Here is a 19,494-nt window from a genome sequence, read left to right on the forward strand (position 1 = left end):
AGCTGGCTACGGCCAGCTGCTTTTTTATTTGACCTCAGTCACAGGTTCTCTTCCTGACAGTACGGCATCAATATTTTCAGTGCATAGATCCATCATCGAATACCTCGTCTGAATAGATGAGCTGCCAATATGGGGCAAAGCCAAAACATTTTTCAAAGATAATAGCGGATGTTCCGCCCCGATTGGTTCGTTTTCAAACACATCCAACCCTGCTCCAGCAATCTCCCCATTTATCAGCGCATTGTACAATGTCCTCTCATCGACAATGGGTCCTCTGGCCGCATTGATGAAGTAAGAGGTGGCTTTCATTTTTTGAAAAGCCTCTGCACCGAATGCACCTTCCGTTTCTTCCGTCAAAGGGGCCAAACACACTACGAAGTCAGAGTCAGCCAGCAGCCCGTCAAAATCTGTATAAACCGCATTCAGCTCTTGTTCTGCCTGAGTTCTTCTCGATCGATTATGATATAGGATCTTCATATTGAAGCCCTTTGCCCTTCTCGCAACAGCTTCACCAATGCTGCCCATTCCGAAAATCCCGATCGTTTTCCCAAAAATATCTCCCCCTGCAAGCAATAGGGGGGACCAGCTTTTCCAATTGCCTTCCTTAACGAATTGGGCGGCCTCGCCAATCCTTCTTGCCGATGCCATCAGCAGTGCAAATGTCAAATCTGCTGTGGTCTCGGTCAATACATCTGGTGTGTTGCAGACGCGGATACCCGATTTATTCGCAAAAGGAATGTCTATATTGTCATAACCCACCGCAAGATTTGCTATGACTTGAAGCCTGTTGGCGCCTTCTAATAATTCTTCATCCAAACGATCTGACAACATAGACAATACTGCATCGGCACCTTTAATTTTTTCCTGCAGCCACTCCCTCGGCGCCGCCCTTTCCTCAGATTCCCACATATCGATGCAATACTTTTTTTTCAAAGAAGCAAGTGCTTTTTCTGGCAGCTTTCTCGTGATAACAATTTTGTACATAGCGATTTCAATCCTTTAGTTGTCTTTCTTATTATCTTATCACAAGGCTGCTTACGTAAACATTGCTGGAAGTTCTACCTTCTAAGCCAATTAATTTCAGGTATCTTCAACCTTTTCAGCGGAACGTCGGCAATTTTATAAAACTCCCCTAAAAAGCGTTCATACTCACGGGATGTCTTTGTCATCCTGTGTAATTTATCTTCCAACTGCTTTTGCGACTGTTCGGATGAGGCTGTAAAGTAATCCTCTACACATTCGAAGTAATGAATGGGAAAGAGCAGCCGTGCAAAAATCAGACGCCATGAAAATGCTGATATCTCACCTGCTGATTGATATTCTCTAAGGAAGGTCTGGACATCAGGCTGGAAAGTGCGATTTTGTGTCAAGTAACGTTCTCTGATCCATTCGGCAATATCCCTGCCGCCATGATCAAACACCCAATCGAACGGATCCTTGATCCACACTTGCGTTCCCCAAGTGTTTTGATGAAACCGGATATGACAGACTGTTCCAGCATCAATGTCACGGGTTTCCTCATCGATTTCCGTGTCGACCAAATATTGAATGGCGTTTTCAGCCATTCCCAAGTAATACGGAAATGAATCGATGAACACACGATTAAATTCTCGATCAGGACGTTCCTGCAAATACGTGTTCCACACACCTTCCATTTGATCGATCCTTTTTTCCCAAAGCGTTTTCCATTCTCCCATTCTCTTACAATGTTCAATCGTTTTAGAAATATTTCTGCCGCTTTGATGGAATTTCGCCAGTCTTCTTCCCAGCTTAGGAGAATTAGGGGGATTGATGAATAAATTTTTCAATAAAACATAATCAACCTCTTTCTCCGTTATTAAGTACTTTTCGCTGTTGCTCTGCACAAATGTAGAAACATAGCGATCGCCTTCCTGTGCTAAATGCTGGGACATTTCGAATAATTCGACCAACGTCTCCTGCTCAATATTTGTCACAGGGACAAGTGTATACAAATAACCATTGGATAGATACCTCGTTTGATTTCCAAGCAAATATGACTGTTCGGGTCTTACGTCAAAGTGTTTTTCTAAAATTTCGGACATGATTCCCTCTCCTCAATAAAAATGGGCTTATTTAATACTATTTATATGAAAGTGATGGTGGTTCTTGAAGTTATTTATGAATATTTAAAGGAGATAAGGGAAAAAAATTGAATGAATATATATAGTTCTATCGTGATGGACAAATTCATATTGTGAATGTACAAATACTTGTAGAAAAGGTGAAGAAGATGACACATAAAAAGGATATGAGTATTTCAGAACAAACCGCACGCAAATGGCTGCATGAACGCGGCGTCGAAATCAAAGATATAGCAGAATTGGTCATGTTTCTTCAAGAAAAGTACCATGAAAATCTACAAATCGAAGAATGCATTGAAAATATCGAGCGCGTTTTATCAAAAAGAGAAGTGCAAAATGCGATTTTAACGGGCATTCAATTGGATATCCTTGCAGAAAAAGGGATGCTTGAACAACCGCTTCAGGCAATCATCGAGGCCGATGAAGGATTATATGGGGTAGATGAAATACTAGCCTTTTCGATCGTCAATGTATACGGTTCCATCGGGTTTACGAATTATGGCTATGTCGATAAGCTAAAACCAGGAATATTAAAAGATTTGAATGATAAGTCCAGTGGAAAATGCCATACTTTTCTAGACGATATTGTTGGAGCCATCGCTGCAGCTGCTTCAAGCAGACTGGCGCATCGCTCAGATTGAAGCACTAATTGAGAGAGGCCGTCCCGCATAGTGTCGGGACGGCCTCTTTTCCGGCTTGCTCGATTAAATTTTCCAATTGGACAGGCTGCCGATCGTAAAAGTTGGCTGCTTGTCATATCTTTTTAAGTCCTCTTCCGAAGTGACTCCTGTATGAACCAACAATGTATCCAAACCTGCATTCATACCTGCCAAGATATCGGTATGGTAATTATCCCCGACCATCAATGTGTCCTCCTTCGGCACACCCAGTACCTCCAGCGCCTGTTCCATAATGATGGATTCAGGCTTTCCAATAAAGATCGGCTCTGTTTGAGTGGAAACTGTGATGACGCTTGTCAACGAACCGTTTCCAGGCAAAAGCCCCCTTTCCGTTGGAATGGCAATATCACCATTGGTCGAAATGAAGACAGCCCCATTTCGGACACCAAGACAACCAAGTGCCAGCTTTTCGTATGTGATCGACCTGTCGATGCCAACCACTACAAAATCAGGGTTTTCATCGACTAAAGATAATCCCTTCTCTTCCAATGCATTTCGGATGCCTTCTTCTCCGATTACATAAATGGACGCATCATTCTTACGTTCATAAATATAGCTTGCAGTTGCCATGGAAGTTGTGAAAACTTGTTCAGGGGCTGCAGGGATATCAAAATTCTGCAGTTTTTCAGCTACTTGTTCTGGTCGACGCGAAGAATTGTTTGTCACAAATAAGTATGGGATTCCATTATCCTTGAGGCGGTGAACAAAATCACCCGCTTCCTCGATTTTTTCCTTGCCGCGGTACATTGTACCATCCAAATCTATTAAGTATCCTTTATAATTTTTCATCTTATCTTGATCCTTTCCAATTATGTTCGTATTTGAAAATGTCCCCTAACCAAGGGAATCTATCCGCTTCACAAAATAAAAACGCTTTCAACTAAGAAAGCGTCAATTTTTAAAGGCTGAAACTGGACCTAGTTCACTTAATAAATAGGTGCGCACACACCCGCTAAACTGCTCGAGTGCATGAAGATGTTTCTTAAATGCTTCGCTAAGGTCGGAGTGATCAATTTCGATATATTGCTGAACGAGCATTTTGCGATATCCTACAATCACCTTTAAGCTCGTCTGCATCTCATCTGAAACTACTTTTTCATCATTCAAAATATCCACGATATCCTCATAGCTGCCGGGATCCCTCATGATGAATCCATCTATCATGGCGTTTCCGACATCCAAAATACTTTCGATGATGATATGTGAAGTCCTTTCAAATGCAGCCCTTTCAATATCATTTTGACATTCACTCACTTTTTGAAGCAGTTCAAGCTGCTGTTCCATAAACCGCAATGTATTTTCTATATGTTGACGATCGACAAAGTACACAGTCAGCACCCTTCCCTTTTAACAGTTGCTACTCGCTTATTTTAACATAATATCTTCTCGTTTTCCTGCCGCTGTTTTTTTGTTAAGATGAGAACAGAATAAAACGGTATACGGAAAGGGGAAAAGCGACTATGAGCGAGCGCTTTTATTTATATGATGACATCGAAAACACAAAGACAAGGTTCGTGAGTTTTATGGGGGAAAATCAACGCTTTGATTTGGCAATCATCCGTTCTGAAAGATATTACGGAAAACAGCTTGTATTGGATATACAAGGAAATCGTTTTGCGATCATTGGCCCGGATGATTTAGACGAAGAAGGATACTTGGAACATGCTTTTCGATTAAGTGAAGACGAAGCAGAAGAATTGAAGGATTTTCTTACCGAGATCATATAAATCGATGTATGAGTTGGAAAGCGCCTCCGTATAATAAGAGCATCATTTCATCTGGAGGTGTACAGCATGGAAAGAAAGAACGGTGAACGGGATAAAGAAGATATTCCTTATTCCGACTTTTCGAATGTTGAAACGCAAAGAAATTTTTTAGTGCCTGAAACCCTCCCCGAAGGTCCTTATGGATCCCCCCGCGGAAAAGCAGCACCCGTCGAGAATAAATCGACCCCTTGGGAAGAAGGACAGCGCTACTATAGTGCGTTCAATTATGAATTCAAATCGCTTCATCAGGATATACCAAGGAAAGAGCCAGGCTCTCATCCCCCTCATGATGATCCCGAGCGAAATGAAGAGCCGCCTTATACTGAAAATAAGTAGACGTACCTAATAAAAATGGACTGCTTTCAAAAGGCCATGAAGCCAGTTTGAAATTCAGTCCATTTTTTTATTGCTTAACTTTTTTTGCTACAAAATAAGCACAGCCAAAATTACAATACTCATACAAATAATCCTTTAATGTGGCAATTTTGGTATCATAGTTCGCCTTTTGGTTTTGATCATCAAAAAACCCCTTCAACCGCAATTGACCATAGCCCCAATCCCCGACAATATAGTCATATTTCGTTAATATTTCACTATATCGACTGCGAAATGACTCCTCATTGAAGCCGTTTCGATGTTCAGTAATGACTTCATAGCATTGATTATTTATGCAAATCATCGGCTCACCACCTTCAAAATATACTCCTACATTAAATTATAACTGATTACCCATCAATTACTAAGAAAAAAACATAAAACTGTGGTCATTCTAGTAAAAGAGGGGGTGTTAAAATTGAGAAGCAACATCATTGTCACCTCTATATTGGGTGTAGCGCTTCTAAGTGCTTGTTCAAATCACAAAGCGGCAAATGACAATCACTTATTCCATGACAGCGGCAACACCATAAATGTGACAGACAGACAAGATCTTTATAATAAAAACAAAACGAATACAATGAAAAAACGGACTGAAGAATTTGGCTACGTCCGCCACCAAAAAAGTCCCATTGCCGGAGCTAAAATGAATTACAAGGATATTTATGCGGTAGATCGGGAAAAAGTAGCTGACACGATCAGTAAAATGAACGTTGGTTCCCTTCCCCATGTATTCGACTGCTCCACCCTTGTCACAGACCATGAAGTGCTTATGGCTTACAAAACAGACGTAAAAGGGAAAAAAGCCCGCAATGAAGTAGCGGATCAAGTGAAAAGAACTGCTCTTTCCGTCGTACCGGGCTGGTACCATGTATACGTCACCGACGATCCGACATTGATGCGTAATGTAGAAAATATCGCATCCATGGACGCGAATATGGATAATGTCCATAATGTCGTAGCAGATACCGTCAAACTCATGCTCGAACGCTCCCCGCAAGGGCACGTCCTTAGCAAAGGCGGCGTCAACGAGAACAACGAAATGACTGGCGAAACTAACGACATGATCGATAAAGACGAATACAACAACGAACTGAAAAAGAGCAAACTAAAAACACCAACCTCAAAAGACGGCATGATGGAATAGAAAAGCGGAGGCAGCTCTTCCAGAGGCGTAAAGACTGGACTGAAGCACCGCGAGATAAAGGAAACACGGATGGCGCGAGCCAGTCGATGCTGACTTATCGTAAGCGTGCTGAGGGAAGTCTTCTAGCCTCTAGCTGCCGCAGCTGGACAATGAAGGTACGCCGGCTAAATTCGCCACGTCCTTGTGGCAAAGCCGGCACTAGTACTTCCTGTACGTACGTCCAAGCGCAGCCGGCTTGATAAAAAAACTCCCCGAAATCCGGGGAGTTTTTATTAATTCGCTTCCTGTATTTCCTTTTCGCCCATTTCCTGCTTTGCTTTTGCCGCAGCGTTAACCTGCTCATCAGCATGATAGGAAGAACGAACAAGCGGACCAGCCTCACAGTGGCTGAAGCCTTTGGTCAATGCGATTTCCTTCAATTCGGCAAATTCATCCGGGTGGTAATACTTTTTCACTTTAAGATGTTTTTTCGACGGCTGCAAGTACTGACCGATGGCCATGATGTCTACATGGTTTGCACGAAGGTCTTCCATCGTTTCAATGATTTCTTCCTTGGTTTCCCCCAAACCGATCATGATACTTGATTTTGTCGGGATGTCAGGCTGCATTTCCTTTGCACGGCGAAGAAATTCAAGCGTTCGATCGTAAGTAGCCCTGGCACGGACTCTAGGAGTCAGGCTCCTTACTGTTTCGATATTATGATTCAGGATGTCTGGTCGAGCATCCATCAACATTTTTAAGTTCTCATACACACCACCCATGTCAGATGGAAGTACTTCAATGCTCGTGAATGGATTCTTACGGCGGATCGCACGAACTGTCTCAGCAAAAACTGCTGCACCGCCATCTTTCAAATCATCCCTAGCGACAGCGGTTACAACCACATGTTTGAGGTTCATCATTTGCACTGAATCGGCAACGCGTTCCGGCTCTCCCCAATCAAGTTCTGTCGGGAGACCTGTTTTTATTGCACAGAAACGGCAGGCACGAGTACAGACATCCCCCAAAATCATGAATGTCGCCGTACGTCTCACAGCCCAGCACTCGTGGATGTTTGGACACTTGGCTTCTTCACAGACCGTATGCAAGTTGTTTTCCCGCATCATTTTTTTCAAGCCGGTGTAATTTTCATTCGTGTTTAATTTTATTTTTAACCAGTCAGGTTTACGTAAATATTCATCTCTTTTGCTCATGCTTTCATCTCCGTTCGTTCAGTTGTTATCAATCCAGCAATAGAGTGAAGAAGCTCGTCCCCTTCTATGTAAAAAAATATATTTAGGTGAAAGGTCTTCCTACACATGTCACTTTAACATACTAAAAATGTTTAAACAAGCATAGGACATCCCATTACCATTAATTGATATTTATGAAAAATCGAAGGCATCACAAACTAGAAGTATGGATTCAATAAGTGAGAGGAGGAAAATAAATTGAAAACTGTCATCATCCTTGTTATTCTGTTAAGTTGCCTTTTGCCCGTTAAAGCTTCTGCACAAGAAGCAGAAAGCGAAGTATATACCCAACGGATGGGGCTTTATAAAAAAATGGATGCCTTGACCCAGATTCCTTGGTATTATTTTGCCGCCATCGATCAATATGAAAGAAGCGTTCGTTTGGCTCGGAGGGATATTCCCAAGGCAAGTGGAATAACCGGGATTTATATTAAGGAACAGGATTGGACTGGAATACTAAATCCAAACTTAAAGGATGATAATCCTTCCACCATCGCTTTTTTTGATGGAAAAGGAGTCGACGGGAACGGAGACGGAAAGGCCAGCTTGGATGACAGCGAAGACGTAATGTATTCCATAGCTGAATTCCTGCTTCCATATGGCGTCCATGAATATAATATCCGTATTGCATTATGGAATTATTATAAGCGGGATAAAGCGGTTGGGTTGATTATGGAGAAGGCGAAGCTCTATAAAACATTCGAGAAACTGGACCTTGATGGAAAAGCATTCCCATTGCCAAAAGGTTTTAATTACAGCTACCGAAACACTTGGGGTGATGCAAGAGGCTGGGGTGGCAGGAGGATTCATGAAGGGACGGACATTTTTGCCGATTACGGTGTGCCCGTTCGATCAACCTGCTATGGGATCATTGAAATGAAAGGCTGGAATAAATATGGAGGCTGGCGACTAGGGATCCGCGATATTAATAATACTTATCATTATTTTGCGCATTTGAGCGGGTTTGCTAAAGACCTAAAAGTTGGCGGTGTCGTAAAGCCGGGGCAATTGATTGGCGGAGTTGGCAGTTCCGGCTATGGACCTCCGGGAACATCGGGTAAATTTCCGCCGCATCTTCACTATGGAATGTACAAGGACAACGGGCGGACGGAATGGTCATTCGATCCATACCCATATTTAAGGTTATGGGAACATCAAAAATAAATATTGCTGATTTGGCTGCAGGATGCTACCTTTCCGATTTTTTAAAAAAGGGAATCCACTTCGTTCAGTGGATTCCCTTTCAATCTTTAATTTCAAGATGTTTTGGAGGCTTTCGCTTTACGTACCGCATGTACGATGCTGGCGCCCAAGCCGCCCCAAATGATTACCATACCGACGATCATCATGACGATTGCAGAAGCATCCATCAGCCTGAAACCTCCTTATCAGAAGCCGATAATTCAATTTTGCTTTTCGGCCAAGATTTCCTTGATAGCAGAACAGCTACAAGTATTGCACCAATGGCGACTGTCCAACCAAAATTGAATACAAAGTCAACCGGATAATCTCCATACCCATGAATGATACGTTCTTTTAATTTTCCATACATCATATAGCCAAGGACAACCGGCGTGATGATGGAAAGGCAAATCTTCCACCAAGCACCCAAACGAATGTCTGAAATTGCATCTGCATGTTGTTTCAAAGGGTTGAGCTGCTTTACAAACCAAGCAAAGAAGACAACTTCAAACAATCCTGCAAGCGCAACGCCAAATTGATTGATGAATTCATCTGTAACATCAAGGAAGTTCAAGCCGCCTTGTGTCGCAAAGAATAATGAAATCAATGCTGATAATCCACCGCCGATAGCAACAGAAGCTTTACGGGAAAGTTGGAACTTTTCCTGCACTCCTGCTATGAATGTCTCAACAATCGAAATTAATGAAGAAAGACCGGCCAGCACCAAGCAGAAGAAGAATAAAAAGCCGAATAATTCGTTAAGTGCCGGGAATTGGTTAATGATTTCAGGGAAAACTGCAAATGCTAAAATAACACCGCTTTTTACCACTTCATCCACCGGAACACCCTGCTGATTGGCCATGAAGCCCAATGCAGCGAATACGCCGATTCCAGCCAATAATTCGACGCTGGAGTTTGCAAATCCAGTAATGAAGGCATTGTTCGTAATATCCGATTTTTTTGGCAGGTAACTTGAATATGTGATCATGATGGCAAAGGCAATGGAAAGCGAGAAGAATATTTGCCCATATGCCGCGACCCATACCTGCGGTTTTGCAATCATATCCCAGTTTGGTTTGAAAAACGCATTCAATCCATCGATAGCACCAGGTAATGTTACTGCGCGAACAACGATAATTAAAAATAAGATAACAAGAGCAGGAATCATGATTTTGTTCGCTTTTTCAATCCCCTTTTTCACTCCTGCAAATAGAATCGCAAGTGTGACGACCCATGTAATAATCAGTGGTATTAAGACTCCAGGAACCAAGCTTCCCATTTCACCCGCTTTGGAAACCTTTAAATAATCTGAAACGAGAAAGTCCACCGTGCTCCCTTTGCCCCAGGATAGGTTGAAAGAAAAGACAGAATAAGACATTGCCCATGCAATGATAACTGAATAATAAGTAGAAATGACAAATGCGATGATGACCTGCCACCAGCCCATCCATTCACTTCCCCTTCTAACGCGGGCATATGATAGTGGTGCAGAGCCTCTATTTTTATGACCGATCGTAAATTCCATAATCAGAATTGGAATCCCTGCTGTCAAAAGTGCAAATAAATATGGCAGGAAGAAAGCCCCTCCACCATTGTCATATGCTGTGCCTGGAAAGCGCCAAATATTCCCTAAACCGACCGCCGACCCGATCGCTGCAAGAACGAATCCGGCCCTTGTCCCCCACTGTGGACGATTATCCATACATATCCCCCCTGAATACACATCCGACTCAAGACCTGAAGAGTTGGAAGTTTTTATATTTTCTGATTATTATTTATAATCTAAAATTAGTATAGCCACATTTTGGACAGTTGTCAAAGCAATATTTGAAGTATTTAAAATTTTCTTAATATAACTCATCCTATGCTACAAATCCAATGTTTATCTCATTAGCATACTAAAGAACTCATTTTTTACTTTTATCGCCATAATAAAAAGGCCCCAATAAGGGACCTTGTTTCATGCAGTTTTCTTGGAAAGCTTTCCAACTGTAAACACAAAAATAATTAACAGGACCAAGACGGTTCCTAGCGCTAAAATTGTGCTTCCAGTAAATCCTATGATAATGTAGCCGACTGCTGCAATGGCAGCAGCTGTCAATGCATACGGAAGCTGGGTCATCACATGGTCAATATGATTGCTGCCTGCTCCAGTAGAGGACAAAATGGTTGTATCGGAAATTGGTGAACAATGATCCCCAAAGACGGACCCGGCCAACACAGCCGCCATTGCTGGCAAGATCATGCTGATATCGGTCGAAGCCGTGATATCCCCCGCGATCGGCAATAAAATTCCAAATGATCCCCAAGAAGTCCCGGTTGAAAAAGCCATGATGCCTGCTACCACGAATAGGATGAAAGGCAGCAAAGAAACATTCAAATTTGATTGTTGAACGATTTCAGCCAAAAAGGCCCCAGTTTGCAGCTGATCGATTAATGAAACGATCGCCCAAGCAAAAATCAATATATATACCGCAGGAAGCATGGATTTGATCCCTTCCCACACACCTGTGAAAAATACCTTCCCGTCAATCGCCTTTAACATTGCACTTTGTCTGAAGAACAAGATGACAGCAACAGCCAACCCAATCAGGCCGCCGTATACAAGGGACTTGGAGACATCCGTATTTTCAAAGATGTTGAAAAGGGTGGCAGATCCTTCCGCTGCCTGTGCACCGGTCCAGAGCATCGCAGCAACTGTCCCGAATACCAAACCGACGATCGGCCAGATTAGATCCCCGACAGTACCTTTCTCGCTGACAGGAAGTTCTTCTTTCAGTTCACCTGGTGCCGTCTTGGTTGGATCGAATACTTCACCTGTTCTCATTGCATGGTCTTCGTGCTTTTTCATACTTCCGAAATCGAACCCTTTGACTGCTACAATAAACACAAGCGCCAAGGCACTCCATACATACAAATTCATTGGAATGATTCTTAAAAAGGCTGAAAATGCTGAATATTCCTTTACACCGTGTGCAGTCAAAATAGTCCCGATCAAGCCAATGATATATGCTCCCCAGCTTGAAATCGGTGATACTACGCAGACTGGCGCAGATGTCGAATCGATAATATAGGCAAGCTTGGCCCTTGAGACACGCTGTCTATCTGTAATTGGCCTTGATACTTGGCCGACTGCCAATGCATTGAAATAATCGTCGATAAAAATGATAATGCCAAGAATAGCCGCTAATACTTGTGCTCCGGCCCGTGTCTTGACTCTTTTCATCGCCCAGTCCCCAAATGCGCGGCTGCCTCCTGAAATATTAATGAATGCCGTAATGATTCCCAGCAATAATAGAAAAATAAGTATGAATACGTTCCAAGTGTTCAATTCACCATCTGCGACAAAAATATCTTTTATTGACTGCCAAATGAAATTCAGGGATTTCCCTACGTGAAACTCCCCTAGAATGAATCCTGCAGCGATGATGCCTGCTCCAAGCGAAAGCAGCACCCTCCTTGTTGCGATGACCATGATAATGGCCAATAATGGCGGTACCAGCGAGTAAATCGTGTTTTCCATTTTGTCTTTCTCCTCTCATGTTGACAAGGGGATACGTGACATGACAGAGCGCAATAAAAAAAAGGCAACGATAGAGAACTATCATTACCCTTTGTAATGTCGCAGTTTCTCCATCACGATCTGTAGCTCCCCATTATGAGGATTGGCCCGGTGCCAACTGTTTTTCCCCATAATGACAGTGCTGCCCTTATTAAAGGCAACCCCAGTAAAAACAATGTCGACTCATTGATTTTACTTCGGCAAAATTCCCTTTCTGCTGCTTTCACTGTTGTCATCCTCAAGACAGCATACTCTTGAACCCTGCACCTCTACCCCATCGGATTTTGATAAGGTTAATATTAAAATGTCCATATAAATATATCAGCATATTCATTGTTTGACAAGGATTTTTCTTAAGGTTTTTTGTGGAATGGTTTTGTAAAAGCATAGGTCATAAAGGCCATGCTCAATAAAAAATCCCCTTTTTTATTGAAAAAGGGGATTTTTTGGTGTTTATTTATGGATCTTTTCGTAAAGTTTGTTGTTCCGCTGCAGGATGCTCGCTTTCCGAGGGATCTCGCACTTTCCGCTCCACTCAACTTCATATGATAAGTTATTTTAAAGAAAAACTGTTAAAAACAAAATTATTTGAGAAAAGAGCCTTATTTATAGACTGGATCTTTAAGATCGACTTCACAGTCCTGGATTACAAGGTCAAGGTTGACCTTCAAATCAACTTCATATGGCTTTGTTAGTTGAGAACCTTCTTCCTCGATGATCCGGACAATCGGCCTTTCAGTAAGACCGGCATTTTGGGAAGCAACGATTCCTTTCCTGCCATCGTTCAGGACCACTGTCATTCCGGTCGGATAGATAGCTACAGATCTTCTGAATGCATCCACCACCGCTGTATCATAAAGTGTGCCCGCCCCTGCATAAAGCACCTCAAGTCCTTCATGAGGGAGCATCGCACCTCGATACACCCGATTTGATGTTACCGCGTCGAAAACGTCTGCAACAGCAATGATTTTAGCATATTCATGCATATCATTGCCCTTGATGCCCCTTGGGTATCCAGATCCATCGAGTCGTTCATGATGCTGAAATGCACAATGGGCCACAATCAACGGAACCGTATGGAGCTGTCTTAATATATCAAATCCGAAGTCCGCATGTTTTTTGACCTTTTCAAACTCAAATTCCGTCAGTTTACCTGGCTTCAATAATATTTCTTCCGGTATCATCATCTTTCCAACATCATGAAGGATCGCACCTAGTCCAAGCGTTTCAAGCTTCTGCTGTGTAAGGCCAAGTTCCATTCCAACTGCCAGTGTATAGAGTGTCACATTAAAGGAGTGATGAAAGATATAAGAATCATATGTAAATACATCGGTTAAAATGGTCAATAGATCTTTATTGTTTTTGATTTCTTCCAATAAATTTGAAATTATGTCTTTAAACAGCCTGGAGTTTTTATCAAGCAGGAAACTCTTTTCGGAAAGACTCTGGCTTTTAAGTCCATAAAACGTCGATTCTACTGTTTGAATCGCTTTTTGACGCAACTCTAATGAAACAGAATCTTTCACTTCGATTCCATTTGACAGCGGATCTTCTATGTATACATATTTTACGTCCAATTCCATTAGTCGATTAATCAATCCTGCTTTTAATTCGACATTTTCATGCAGCAGTACTTGTCCCTTTTGATTATAAACGGCACTCGCCAATATCATCCCAGGATTTAGTGACCTCGTTGAAATGAGTCTCATAAGATTCTCCTAATCCACATAATATGTAAATGTTTCTTATTTCGACATTTTTTTCTAGTACTACCATTATAAAAAATATCTCGTTTTTTGCAAGATGTAAATGGACTAAATTTTCTAAAACTTCTAGGAGCACTTTTCTTTTCCAGCAACCTTTGCGGTTTTGAGCTGCAGGATGCCCGCTTTCCAAACTGCGGTCAGGTGAACCTCATCGCTGCGTTGCGGGGGCTCATCTGACCGGCTGCTCCCTTCGGTACCACGCATCTTCCGCTCCATTCAAATCATATAATGAATTGTTTAGAAAATACCTTTTATAACATCATGAGCAAAGCATCTCTTCCGATCGTTCCTTTGGTAATCCCCATCGCTTCAGCTTCGATCGTGACGGATTCCAGAGGGGCTTCCAGGAGCTGATCGATCGTCTTGACGCCTACTGCTCTTCCAGCAATGATCCTCCGGTCTTTCAATTTTTCATTCAGCAATCCTACATCAAGTGCTCCGCACATGATGTATCCTCGCTCACTTGATACGACAAGCAAGGTTGTCTTAGGCAGTTCGACCGCTATGGCTAAAAATGTGAAGCCCTCAATTTCTACAGGAGTTAAGGATACCATCATTCATCTGCTCCTTTCATAATCATTAGTATGAATGGAGCAGGGAGAATGTGCCTTACCTCTTCTGTTTCTTTAGTTCATACTCAAGTATATCCCTTAGAAATTCGGGAAGTAAATACTGTTTTTCTGCAGCATCATAAATCTTCGGAAAGAACCGTCCAAACGTAAACATATCAACTGTAGCCAAATGATATGTCTCCCCTTCATTGAATATTTGTCCGTTTATATGGGTGATTTCCCGACTTTCATCGAAGGTTATCCCGGAATAGTGGAAAATCCCCATCTGTTTCCCCCTAAAGCCAAGGCCCTTTACGGTTGTTTCAGCAAGTTCTGTAGAAAAGGACTGTTGAATGACCTCTTTCAAATCACTGCCTGTCAAAGTTATGATGCATGGATTAATAGGATGCGGCAGAGTTTCCAGCAAATTGTACTTGGTCACGATTCCTTCCTCTAAGCCTTTCAAAACGAGGCCAGCATTGAGGAATGCGCAATCTGCTTTACACCATTCATGCAGGGCATTACAAAGGAGCTGCGGTAATGGTGAAAATTGAAACCAGTCAGCACCAATGACACTATCCAATACCGTGACTGGTTCTTGGAGCAAATGTTTGCCCCTCTCCCAAAATGGGTTTTGGTCTTGTAATTGGTTCCATTCTTTTTCTTCAAATAATCGCGCTTTTTTATTGGAAATTTCTTTAGAACGTAGATTCACTTCTATGTTCACATACCCAATATATTGACCGTATTTTCCTGCTGCACCCAATAATGATTGGTTGACCATTTTTCCATCTTGAAGCACATGATGGGTGTGCGCCCCAAGGATGATATCAATCTCCTTGAACTCCTCCGCCATTTTCTCATCATGATGGATACCCAAATGCGAAAGGACAATGATTATATCTGAATGCTTTTTCAATTCTTTAATTTGATCTCGCAAAACCTCAAAAGGTTCTTGCAAATCCCAGCCAAGTATCTCATAAATCTTATGAAAATAGGCGGTGACCCCGGTTACTCCGATTTTTGTGCCAGCTGCCGTTTCATATACTTTGTGCGGTACAGCCCAATCTGGCCTTGTTCCATTTCGATAGAACAGATTGGCAAGGATTACGTCAAACGCCGCTTCCTCATATAATTGATCCAATTCGTCGAAAGGCAGCGTGATGCCTTCATTATTGCCGATCGTCGCTGCAGTATATTTTGCCTCATTGAGCAGATCGATATTGCCCTTGCCCATCGTCGCTTCCGTCAAAGGATGCCATCTGTCCGCAAAATCACCGATATCAAACAATAAAAAAGCTTCATTTTCATATTCATGCTTGCATCTTTTCTTACTTAAAAATTCCTTTATCCCACTCCAATTTTCCAGATGACTATGAATGTCATTGGTGTGATAAATATGTATTTTCTCCTTCATAGCAGCACCTCATTGAATTCCAATTATCCGCTTATGCCCTCATATATTAATTTGACACCGACGATGATGATGACGACCCGCAAAATATTCACCAATGTTTTGGAAGGAAGCTTTGTATTTAAATAAACGCCTGCCTTCGCCCCAAACCATGCCCCAGGGATTAATACCCCTGCATAGAGCCAATCCACATTTCCTAAGGCAGCATGAACGCTCGAGCTCACAATGGATGATAAAAAAATGATGAACATGGAGGTGGCTGTCGCAACATGGGCTGGAAACAGAAATAGCAAAATCATGGCAGGTACCATCAGAGAGCCACCGCCGATCCCAAATAACCCTGAACAAAATCCTACGACAAAACTGATGAGAATCCCCAGAGCAGGGTGGTAGCCATATGTATATTCAATCCCCTGAGGGTCAATGAACGTCCGTTTACTGCTATACTTTGGGGAATGTGAAATCGGCTTTAAATATTTTTTCACCATTAGGATGATCGCAACAATAATCATGAATATCCCAAAATAAATATTGAACTCTTCCATCTTCAAACCCTTGTTCATCCAAGCACCAGCTATCCCGCCAGGTCCGCTTCCCAGGAAAAATAGCAAACCACTCTTGTAATCAATCGTTTTGTGCTTCATATATGAGAGGGTCGAAGACAGCCCTGTAAAGATCATCACAATGAGTGAGGTGCCGACAGCGAGCTGCGGTGTCATCTCTTGTCCCTGGGATGTAAACGCTCCAATATATAACAGACCGGGAACAATGATGATTCCCCCGCCAAGTCCAACCAATGACCCCAATGTACCTGCACACAAGCCTATTACCAATAATACTATCCATTCCATAGTAGACTCCCCTATTGCATTAAAATAAATCCAGCTGTCTCGGGGCTAGTCCTTCATAGTCCAATCCCATCATATCAATGAATTGTTTCGCGTTATCCGCTGCATCCCCGCCTGAGTTATTATTAAAGAGGACATAGATGTCACTGGACTGCCCCGAGAGCTTTTCGACATATGATTTTATTTGCCTCAACTCTTCTTCGTTGTATCGATATAAGTATCTTACTTCCCGCCAGTCACCACCGTTTGGTTTATTCCATCCATGTATATTCCTTCCGTGAAGCCTTAAGAGGGTTTTATCCCGATCGGTCGCTTGAAGAATGGCTGGAACAGATCCCTCCCCTGCCTGCGGTTCATCGCACACACTATGGATCCACCCTTCCTTCTGCATGAAGGAAATCGTTTTATCTAAGTATTCAGGACGAAACCAGGATTGATTCCTGAATTCAAGCGCTAGCGGCAGGTCTCCCATCTCTGCACGGCAATATCTTATATAATCGACATTTTCCTTATTGCAGTCGAACCAAGGCGGGAACTGGAACAAAATCATGGCTAATTTGCCATGTTCCTTAAATGGTAGAATGGAGTCCCGAAAAGCGGAGAACATTTCTTCCCTGGTTGTAAAAGGGATTTCCCCTCTCTGATGCCCTGTCATTCCTTGATAGGCCTTCACTATAAATTGAAACGCTGAAGGCGTGTCCCTCACCCATTTCTTCACATTGGCCAATGGCTGGACAGCATAGAAGCTTGCATCCACTTCCACGATCGGAAAATGGCCTCCATACTCCTTTAATTTATCTTTTTTTGAGCTTAAATGCGTGTAAAGGGAGTCATGATCCCCCCATCCTGTTACACCAACATAAATCAATGACAGCCACCTCGCAACTTATATGGAATGTTTTCACGGACTTATCATGACTTTCTTTTCAAAAATGGTGAAGTTTTTTCTTAAGGCTCTTATCGTAAAGATTATTTCTATTAATTTAATGTTGAGGATGGTTGATTTCCACTGCAGGACGCTCGCTTTCCGAGGGGCCTCGCACGAGGTCGTTCGATGTTGGCACAGGACAAGGAACACTTGTGCAGCGACACTTCGCACGAAGAAAAATGCTTGACATTCTTCGAGGACGTCCCGAACTTAATCGAACATCCGCCTTACCTCTCCTAGCTTCGCTGCGGGGTCTCACCCGGTCCGCCGATCCCTCCGGAGTCTCGCACCTTCCGCTCCAATCAACATCATATGATGAGTTATTCTAAAAACAGTTAAAACGACAACCTTTGAGAAGACAGCCTTAATAAAAGATGATAAGAACGTTGTTTGAGAAAAAAGCTTTCTTTAAAGCTTATTATATTTTATCACAATATTCTCAATTACCCCTGCATCTTAACCGCTGTCATTGGAGGTCAAAAATAAAAACATGCACCGCGATATCAGCGGTGCATGTTCTAAATAAATATGATTAACCGATGGAACCTTCCATTTCGAACTTGATCAAACGGTTCATTTCAACGGCATATTCCATTGGCAGTTCCTTCGTGAATGGTTCAATGAAGCCCATTACGATCATTTCAGTTGCTTCTTCTTCCGAAACCCCACGGCTCATTAGATAGAAAAGCTGCTCTTCTGAAACTTTGGAAACTTTCGCTTCGTGTTCCAATGAAATATTGTCATTCAAGATTTCATTATATGGAATTGTATCTGAAGTCGACTGATTATCCATGATGAGTGTATCACACTCGATATTGGAACGTGCTCCTTCAGCTTTGCGGCCAAAGTGTACGATTCCACGATATGTTACCTTCCCGCCCTGCTTCGAAATGGATTTCGAAACGATCGTTGAGGAAGTATTCGGCGCTAAATGGATCATTTTCGCACCAGCGTCTTGATGCTGGCCTTTTCCAGCCAATGCAATGGATAATGTCATACCGCGTGCTCCTTCACCTTTAAGGATGACGGCTGGGTATTTCATTGTCAGTTTCGAGCCGATGTTTCCATCGATCCATTCCATTGTTGCATTCGCTTCACATACTGCACGCTTTGTCACCAGGTTGAACACGTTGTTCGCCCAGTTTTGAATAGTCGTATAACGGCAGTAAGCATCCTTCTTAATGATGATTTCAACAACTGCTGAGTGAAGGGAATTTGTCGTATAAACAGGAGCTGTACAGCCCTCTACATAGTGAACGTGTGCGCCTTCATCCACGATGATGAGCGTACGTTCGAATTGTCCCATATTCTCAGAGTTGATGCGGAAATATGCCTGCAGCGGAGTATCCACTTTAACACCAGGCGGAACATAGATGAAAGATCCACCTGACCATACTGCGGAATTTAGGGCAGCAAATTTGTTATCTGTCGGTGGTATTACTTTCGCCCAATGCTCACGGAAAATATCTTCATTTTCCTTTAATGCCGTATCCGTGTCTTTGAATACGATCCCCAGCGATTCAAGATCTTCCTTCATGTTGTGGTAGACAACCTCGGATTCATATTGTGCAGAAACACCGGCAAGATATTTTTGTTCAGCCTCAGGAATGCCCAACTTATCAAACGTTTGTTTAATTTCTTCCGGCACTTCATCCCAAGAACGTTCTGAACGTTCGGAAGGCTTCACATAATAAGTGATTTCATCAAATTTTAAAGCAGAAAGGTCCCCGCCCCATTGCGGCATGGACATATTATAGAAATGCTCCAATGATTTCAAACGGAAATCGAGCATCCATTTTGGCTCATCTTTCATTCGGGAGATTTCCTCGACAATTTCACGGGTCAATCCGCGTTTTGAACGGAAAACAGATACGTCTTTGTCGTGAAATCCATACTTGTAATCCCCGATTTCTGGCGCTTTCTTAGCCATGAATCATTCCT

At 42.5% G+C, this 19,494-nt stretch carries 20 protein-coding genes and 1 riboswitch; of the genes, 5 read left to right on the top strand and 15 right to left on the bottom strand.

The window, feature by feature from the left end; translation table 11 throughout:
- Positions 1–24: 24 nt before the first annotated feature.
- Both D9X91_RS05335 and yutH read right to left on the bottom strand, forming a co-directional pair.
- A complete protein-coding gene (locus tag D9X91_RS05335) occupies positions 25–984 on the bottom strand; it encodes a 2-hydroxyacid dehydrogenase (protein ID WP_121679552.1) in 960 nt (319 codons plus the stop codon).
- 74 nt (positions 985–1,058) lie between these two features.
- Positions 1,059–2,063, bottom strand: a complete 1,005-nt coding sequence (gene yutH, locus D9X91_RS05340) for a spore coat putative kinase YutH (RefSeq protein ID WP_325050499.1) — start codon at positions 2,061–2,063, stop codon at positions 1,059–1,061.
- A gap of 188 nt (positions 2,064–2,251) precedes the next feature.
- Between yutH and D9X91_RS05345 the strand changes: the two genes are divergently transcribed.
- Positions 2,252–2,743 carry a phosphatidylglycerophosphatase A family protein gene (locus D9X91_RS05345; RefSeq protein ID WP_121679554.1) on the top strand — a complete coding sequence of 164 codons (492 nt, stop codon included), beginning with the start codon at positions 2,252–2,254 and terminating at the stop codon, positions 2,741–2,743.
- Positions 2,744–2,806: 63 nt separating this feature from the next.
- Here the strand turns inward: D9X91_RS05345 and D9X91_RS05350 are convergent, their stop codons facing one another.
- Both D9X91_RS05350 and D9X91_RS05355 read right to left on the bottom strand, forming a co-directional pair.
- Positions 2,807–3,571: a TIGR01457 family HAD-type hydrolase gene (locus D9X91_RS05350; RefSeq protein WP_121679555.1), complete on the bottom strand. Its 765-nt coding sequence runs from the start codon at positions 3,569–3,571 to the stop codon at positions 2,807–2,809.
- Positions 3,572–3,673: 102 nt separating this feature from the next.
- A complete protein-coding gene (locus D9X91_RS05355; RefSeq protein WP_121679556.1) occupies positions 3,674–4,111 on the bottom strand; it encodes a DUF86 domain-containing protein in 438 nt (145 codons plus the stop codon).
- 131 nt (positions 4,112–4,242) lie between these two features.
- Here D9X91_RS05355 and D9X91_RS05360 point away from each other — a divergent pair, with 131 nt between their 5' ends.
- Complete coding sequence (locus D9X91_RS05360) at positions 4,243–4,509, top strand: DUF3055 domain-containing protein (protein ID WP_121679557.1); 267 nt, start codon at positions 4,243–4,245, stop codon at positions 4,507–4,509.
- Positions 4,510–4,575: 66 nt separating this feature from the next.
- Positions 4,576–4,884 carry a cytosolic protein gene (locus D9X91_RS05365; RefSeq protein ID WP_121679558.1) on the top strand — a complete coding sequence of 103 codons (309 nt, stop codon included), beginning with the start codon at positions 4,576–4,578 and terminating at the stop codon, positions 4,882–4,884.
- Positions 4,885–4,951: 67 nt separating this feature from the next.
- Here the strand turns inward: D9X91_RS05365 and D9X91_RS05370 are convergent, their stop codons facing one another.
- On the bottom strand, positions 4,952–5,227 hold the full coding sequence (locus tag D9X91_RS05370; protein ID WP_121679559.1) for a YutD family protein: 276 nt from the start codon (positions 5,225–5,227) through the stop codon (positions 4,952–4,954).
- A 105-nt stretch (positions 5,228–5,332) separates the two neighbouring features.
- On the opposite strand from D9X91_RS05370, the gene D9X91_RS05375 reads away from it, so the two are divergent.
- Positions 5,333–6,070: a YhcN/YlaJ family sporulation lipoprotein gene (locus D9X91_RS05375; protein ID WP_407644175.1), complete on the top strand. Its 738-nt coding sequence runs from the start codon at positions 5,333–5,335 to the stop codon at positions 6,068–6,070.
- A 272-nt stretch (positions 6,071–6,342) separates the two neighbouring features.
- Here the strand turns inward: D9X91_RS05375 and lipA are convergent, their stop codons facing one another.
- Positions 6,343–7,263, bottom strand: a complete 921-nt coding sequence (gene lipA / locus D9X91_RS05380) for a lipoyl synthase (RefSeq protein ID WP_121679561.1) — start codon at positions 7,261–7,263, stop codon at positions 6,343–6,345.
- Between the two features lie 237 nt (positions 7,264–7,500).
- Between lipA and D9X91_RS05385 the strand changes: the two genes are divergently transcribed.
- Positions 7,501–8,466, top strand: coding sequence for a M23 family metallopeptidase (locus tag D9X91_RS05385; RefSeq protein WP_325050500.1), 966 nt, complete (start codon positions 7,501–7,503; stop codon positions 8,464–8,466).
- Positions 8,467–8,558: 92 nt separating this feature from the next.
- Here the strand turns inward: D9X91_RS05385 and D9X91_RS05390 are convergent, their stop codons facing one another.
- From D9X91_RS05390 to sufB, 9 genes are all read right to left on the bottom strand, one after another.
- The gene (locus D9X91_RS05390) at positions 8,559–8,672 is read right to left on the bottom strand and encodes a methionine/alanine import family NSS transporter small subunit (protein WP_121679562.1); all 114 of its coding nucleotides are present in this window, start codon (positions 8,670–8,672) and stop codon (positions 8,559–8,561) included.
- On the bottom strand, positions 8,672–10,186 hold the full coding sequence (locus D9X91_RS05395) for a sodium-dependent transporter (protein WP_121679563.1): 1,515 nt from the start codon (positions 10,184–10,186) through the stop codon (positions 8,672–8,674). The genes D9X91_RS05390 and D9X91_RS05395 overlap by 1 nt, the downstream gene beginning before the upstream one ends.
- 258 nt (positions 10,187–10,444) lie before the next feature.
- On the bottom strand, positions 10,445–12,007 hold the full coding sequence (locus D9X91_RS05400; protein ID WP_121679564.1) for a Na+/H+ antiporter NhaC family protein: 1,563 nt from the start codon (positions 12,005–12,007) through the stop codon (positions 10,445–10,447).
- A gap of 115 nt (positions 12,008–12,122) precedes the next feature.
- Positions 12,123–12,326, bottom strand: a riboswitch (Lysine riboswitch).
- A 322-nt stretch (positions 12,327–12,648) separates the two neighbouring features.
- Complete coding sequence (locus tag D9X91_RS05405) at positions 12,649–13,755, bottom strand: HD-GYP domain-containing protein (RefSeq protein ID WP_121679565.1); 1,107 nt, start codon at positions 13,753–13,755, stop codon at positions 12,649–12,651.
- A gap of 308 nt (positions 13,756–14,063) precedes the next feature.
- The gene (locus tag D9X91_RS05410; RefSeq protein ID WP_121679897.1) at positions 14,064–14,366 is read right to left on the bottom strand and encodes a YunC family protein; all 303 of its coding nucleotides are present in this window, start codon (positions 14,364–14,366) and stop codon (positions 14,064–14,066) included.
- A gap of 55 nt (positions 14,367–14,421) precedes the next feature.
- Complete coding sequence (locus D9X91_RS05415) at positions 14,422–15,780, bottom strand: bifunctional metallophosphatase/5'-nucleotidase (RefSeq protein WP_121679566.1); 1,359 nt, start codon at positions 15,778–15,780, stop codon at positions 14,422–14,424.
- A gap of 23 nt (positions 15,781–15,803) precedes the next feature.
- Positions 15,804–16,628, bottom strand: a complete 825-nt coding sequence (locus D9X91_RS05420; RefSeq protein ID WP_121679567.1) for a sulfite exporter TauE/SafE family protein — start codon at positions 16,626–16,628, stop codon at positions 15,804–15,806.
- 19 nt (positions 16,629–16,647) lie between these two features.
- The gene (locus D9X91_RS05425) at positions 16,648–17,493 is read right to left on the bottom strand and encodes a DUF72 domain-containing protein (protein WP_121679568.1); all 846 of its coding nucleotides are present in this window, start codon (positions 17,491–17,493) and stop codon (positions 16,648–16,650) included.
- A 592-nt stretch (positions 17,494–18,085) separates the two neighbouring features.
- Entirely contained in the window at positions 18,086–19,483 is a 1,398-nt protein-coding gene (gene sufB, locus D9X91_RS05430) for a Fe-S cluster assembly protein SufB (RefSeq protein WP_121679569.1), read from the bottom strand.
- Positions 19,484–19,494 lie beyond the last annotated feature (11 nt).

The organism is Falsibacillus albus, from assembly GCF_003668575.1.
In the GTDB taxonomy this organism is placed as follows: domain Bacteria; phylum Bacillota; class Bacilli; order Bacillales; family DSM-25281; genus Falsibacillus; species Falsibacillus albus.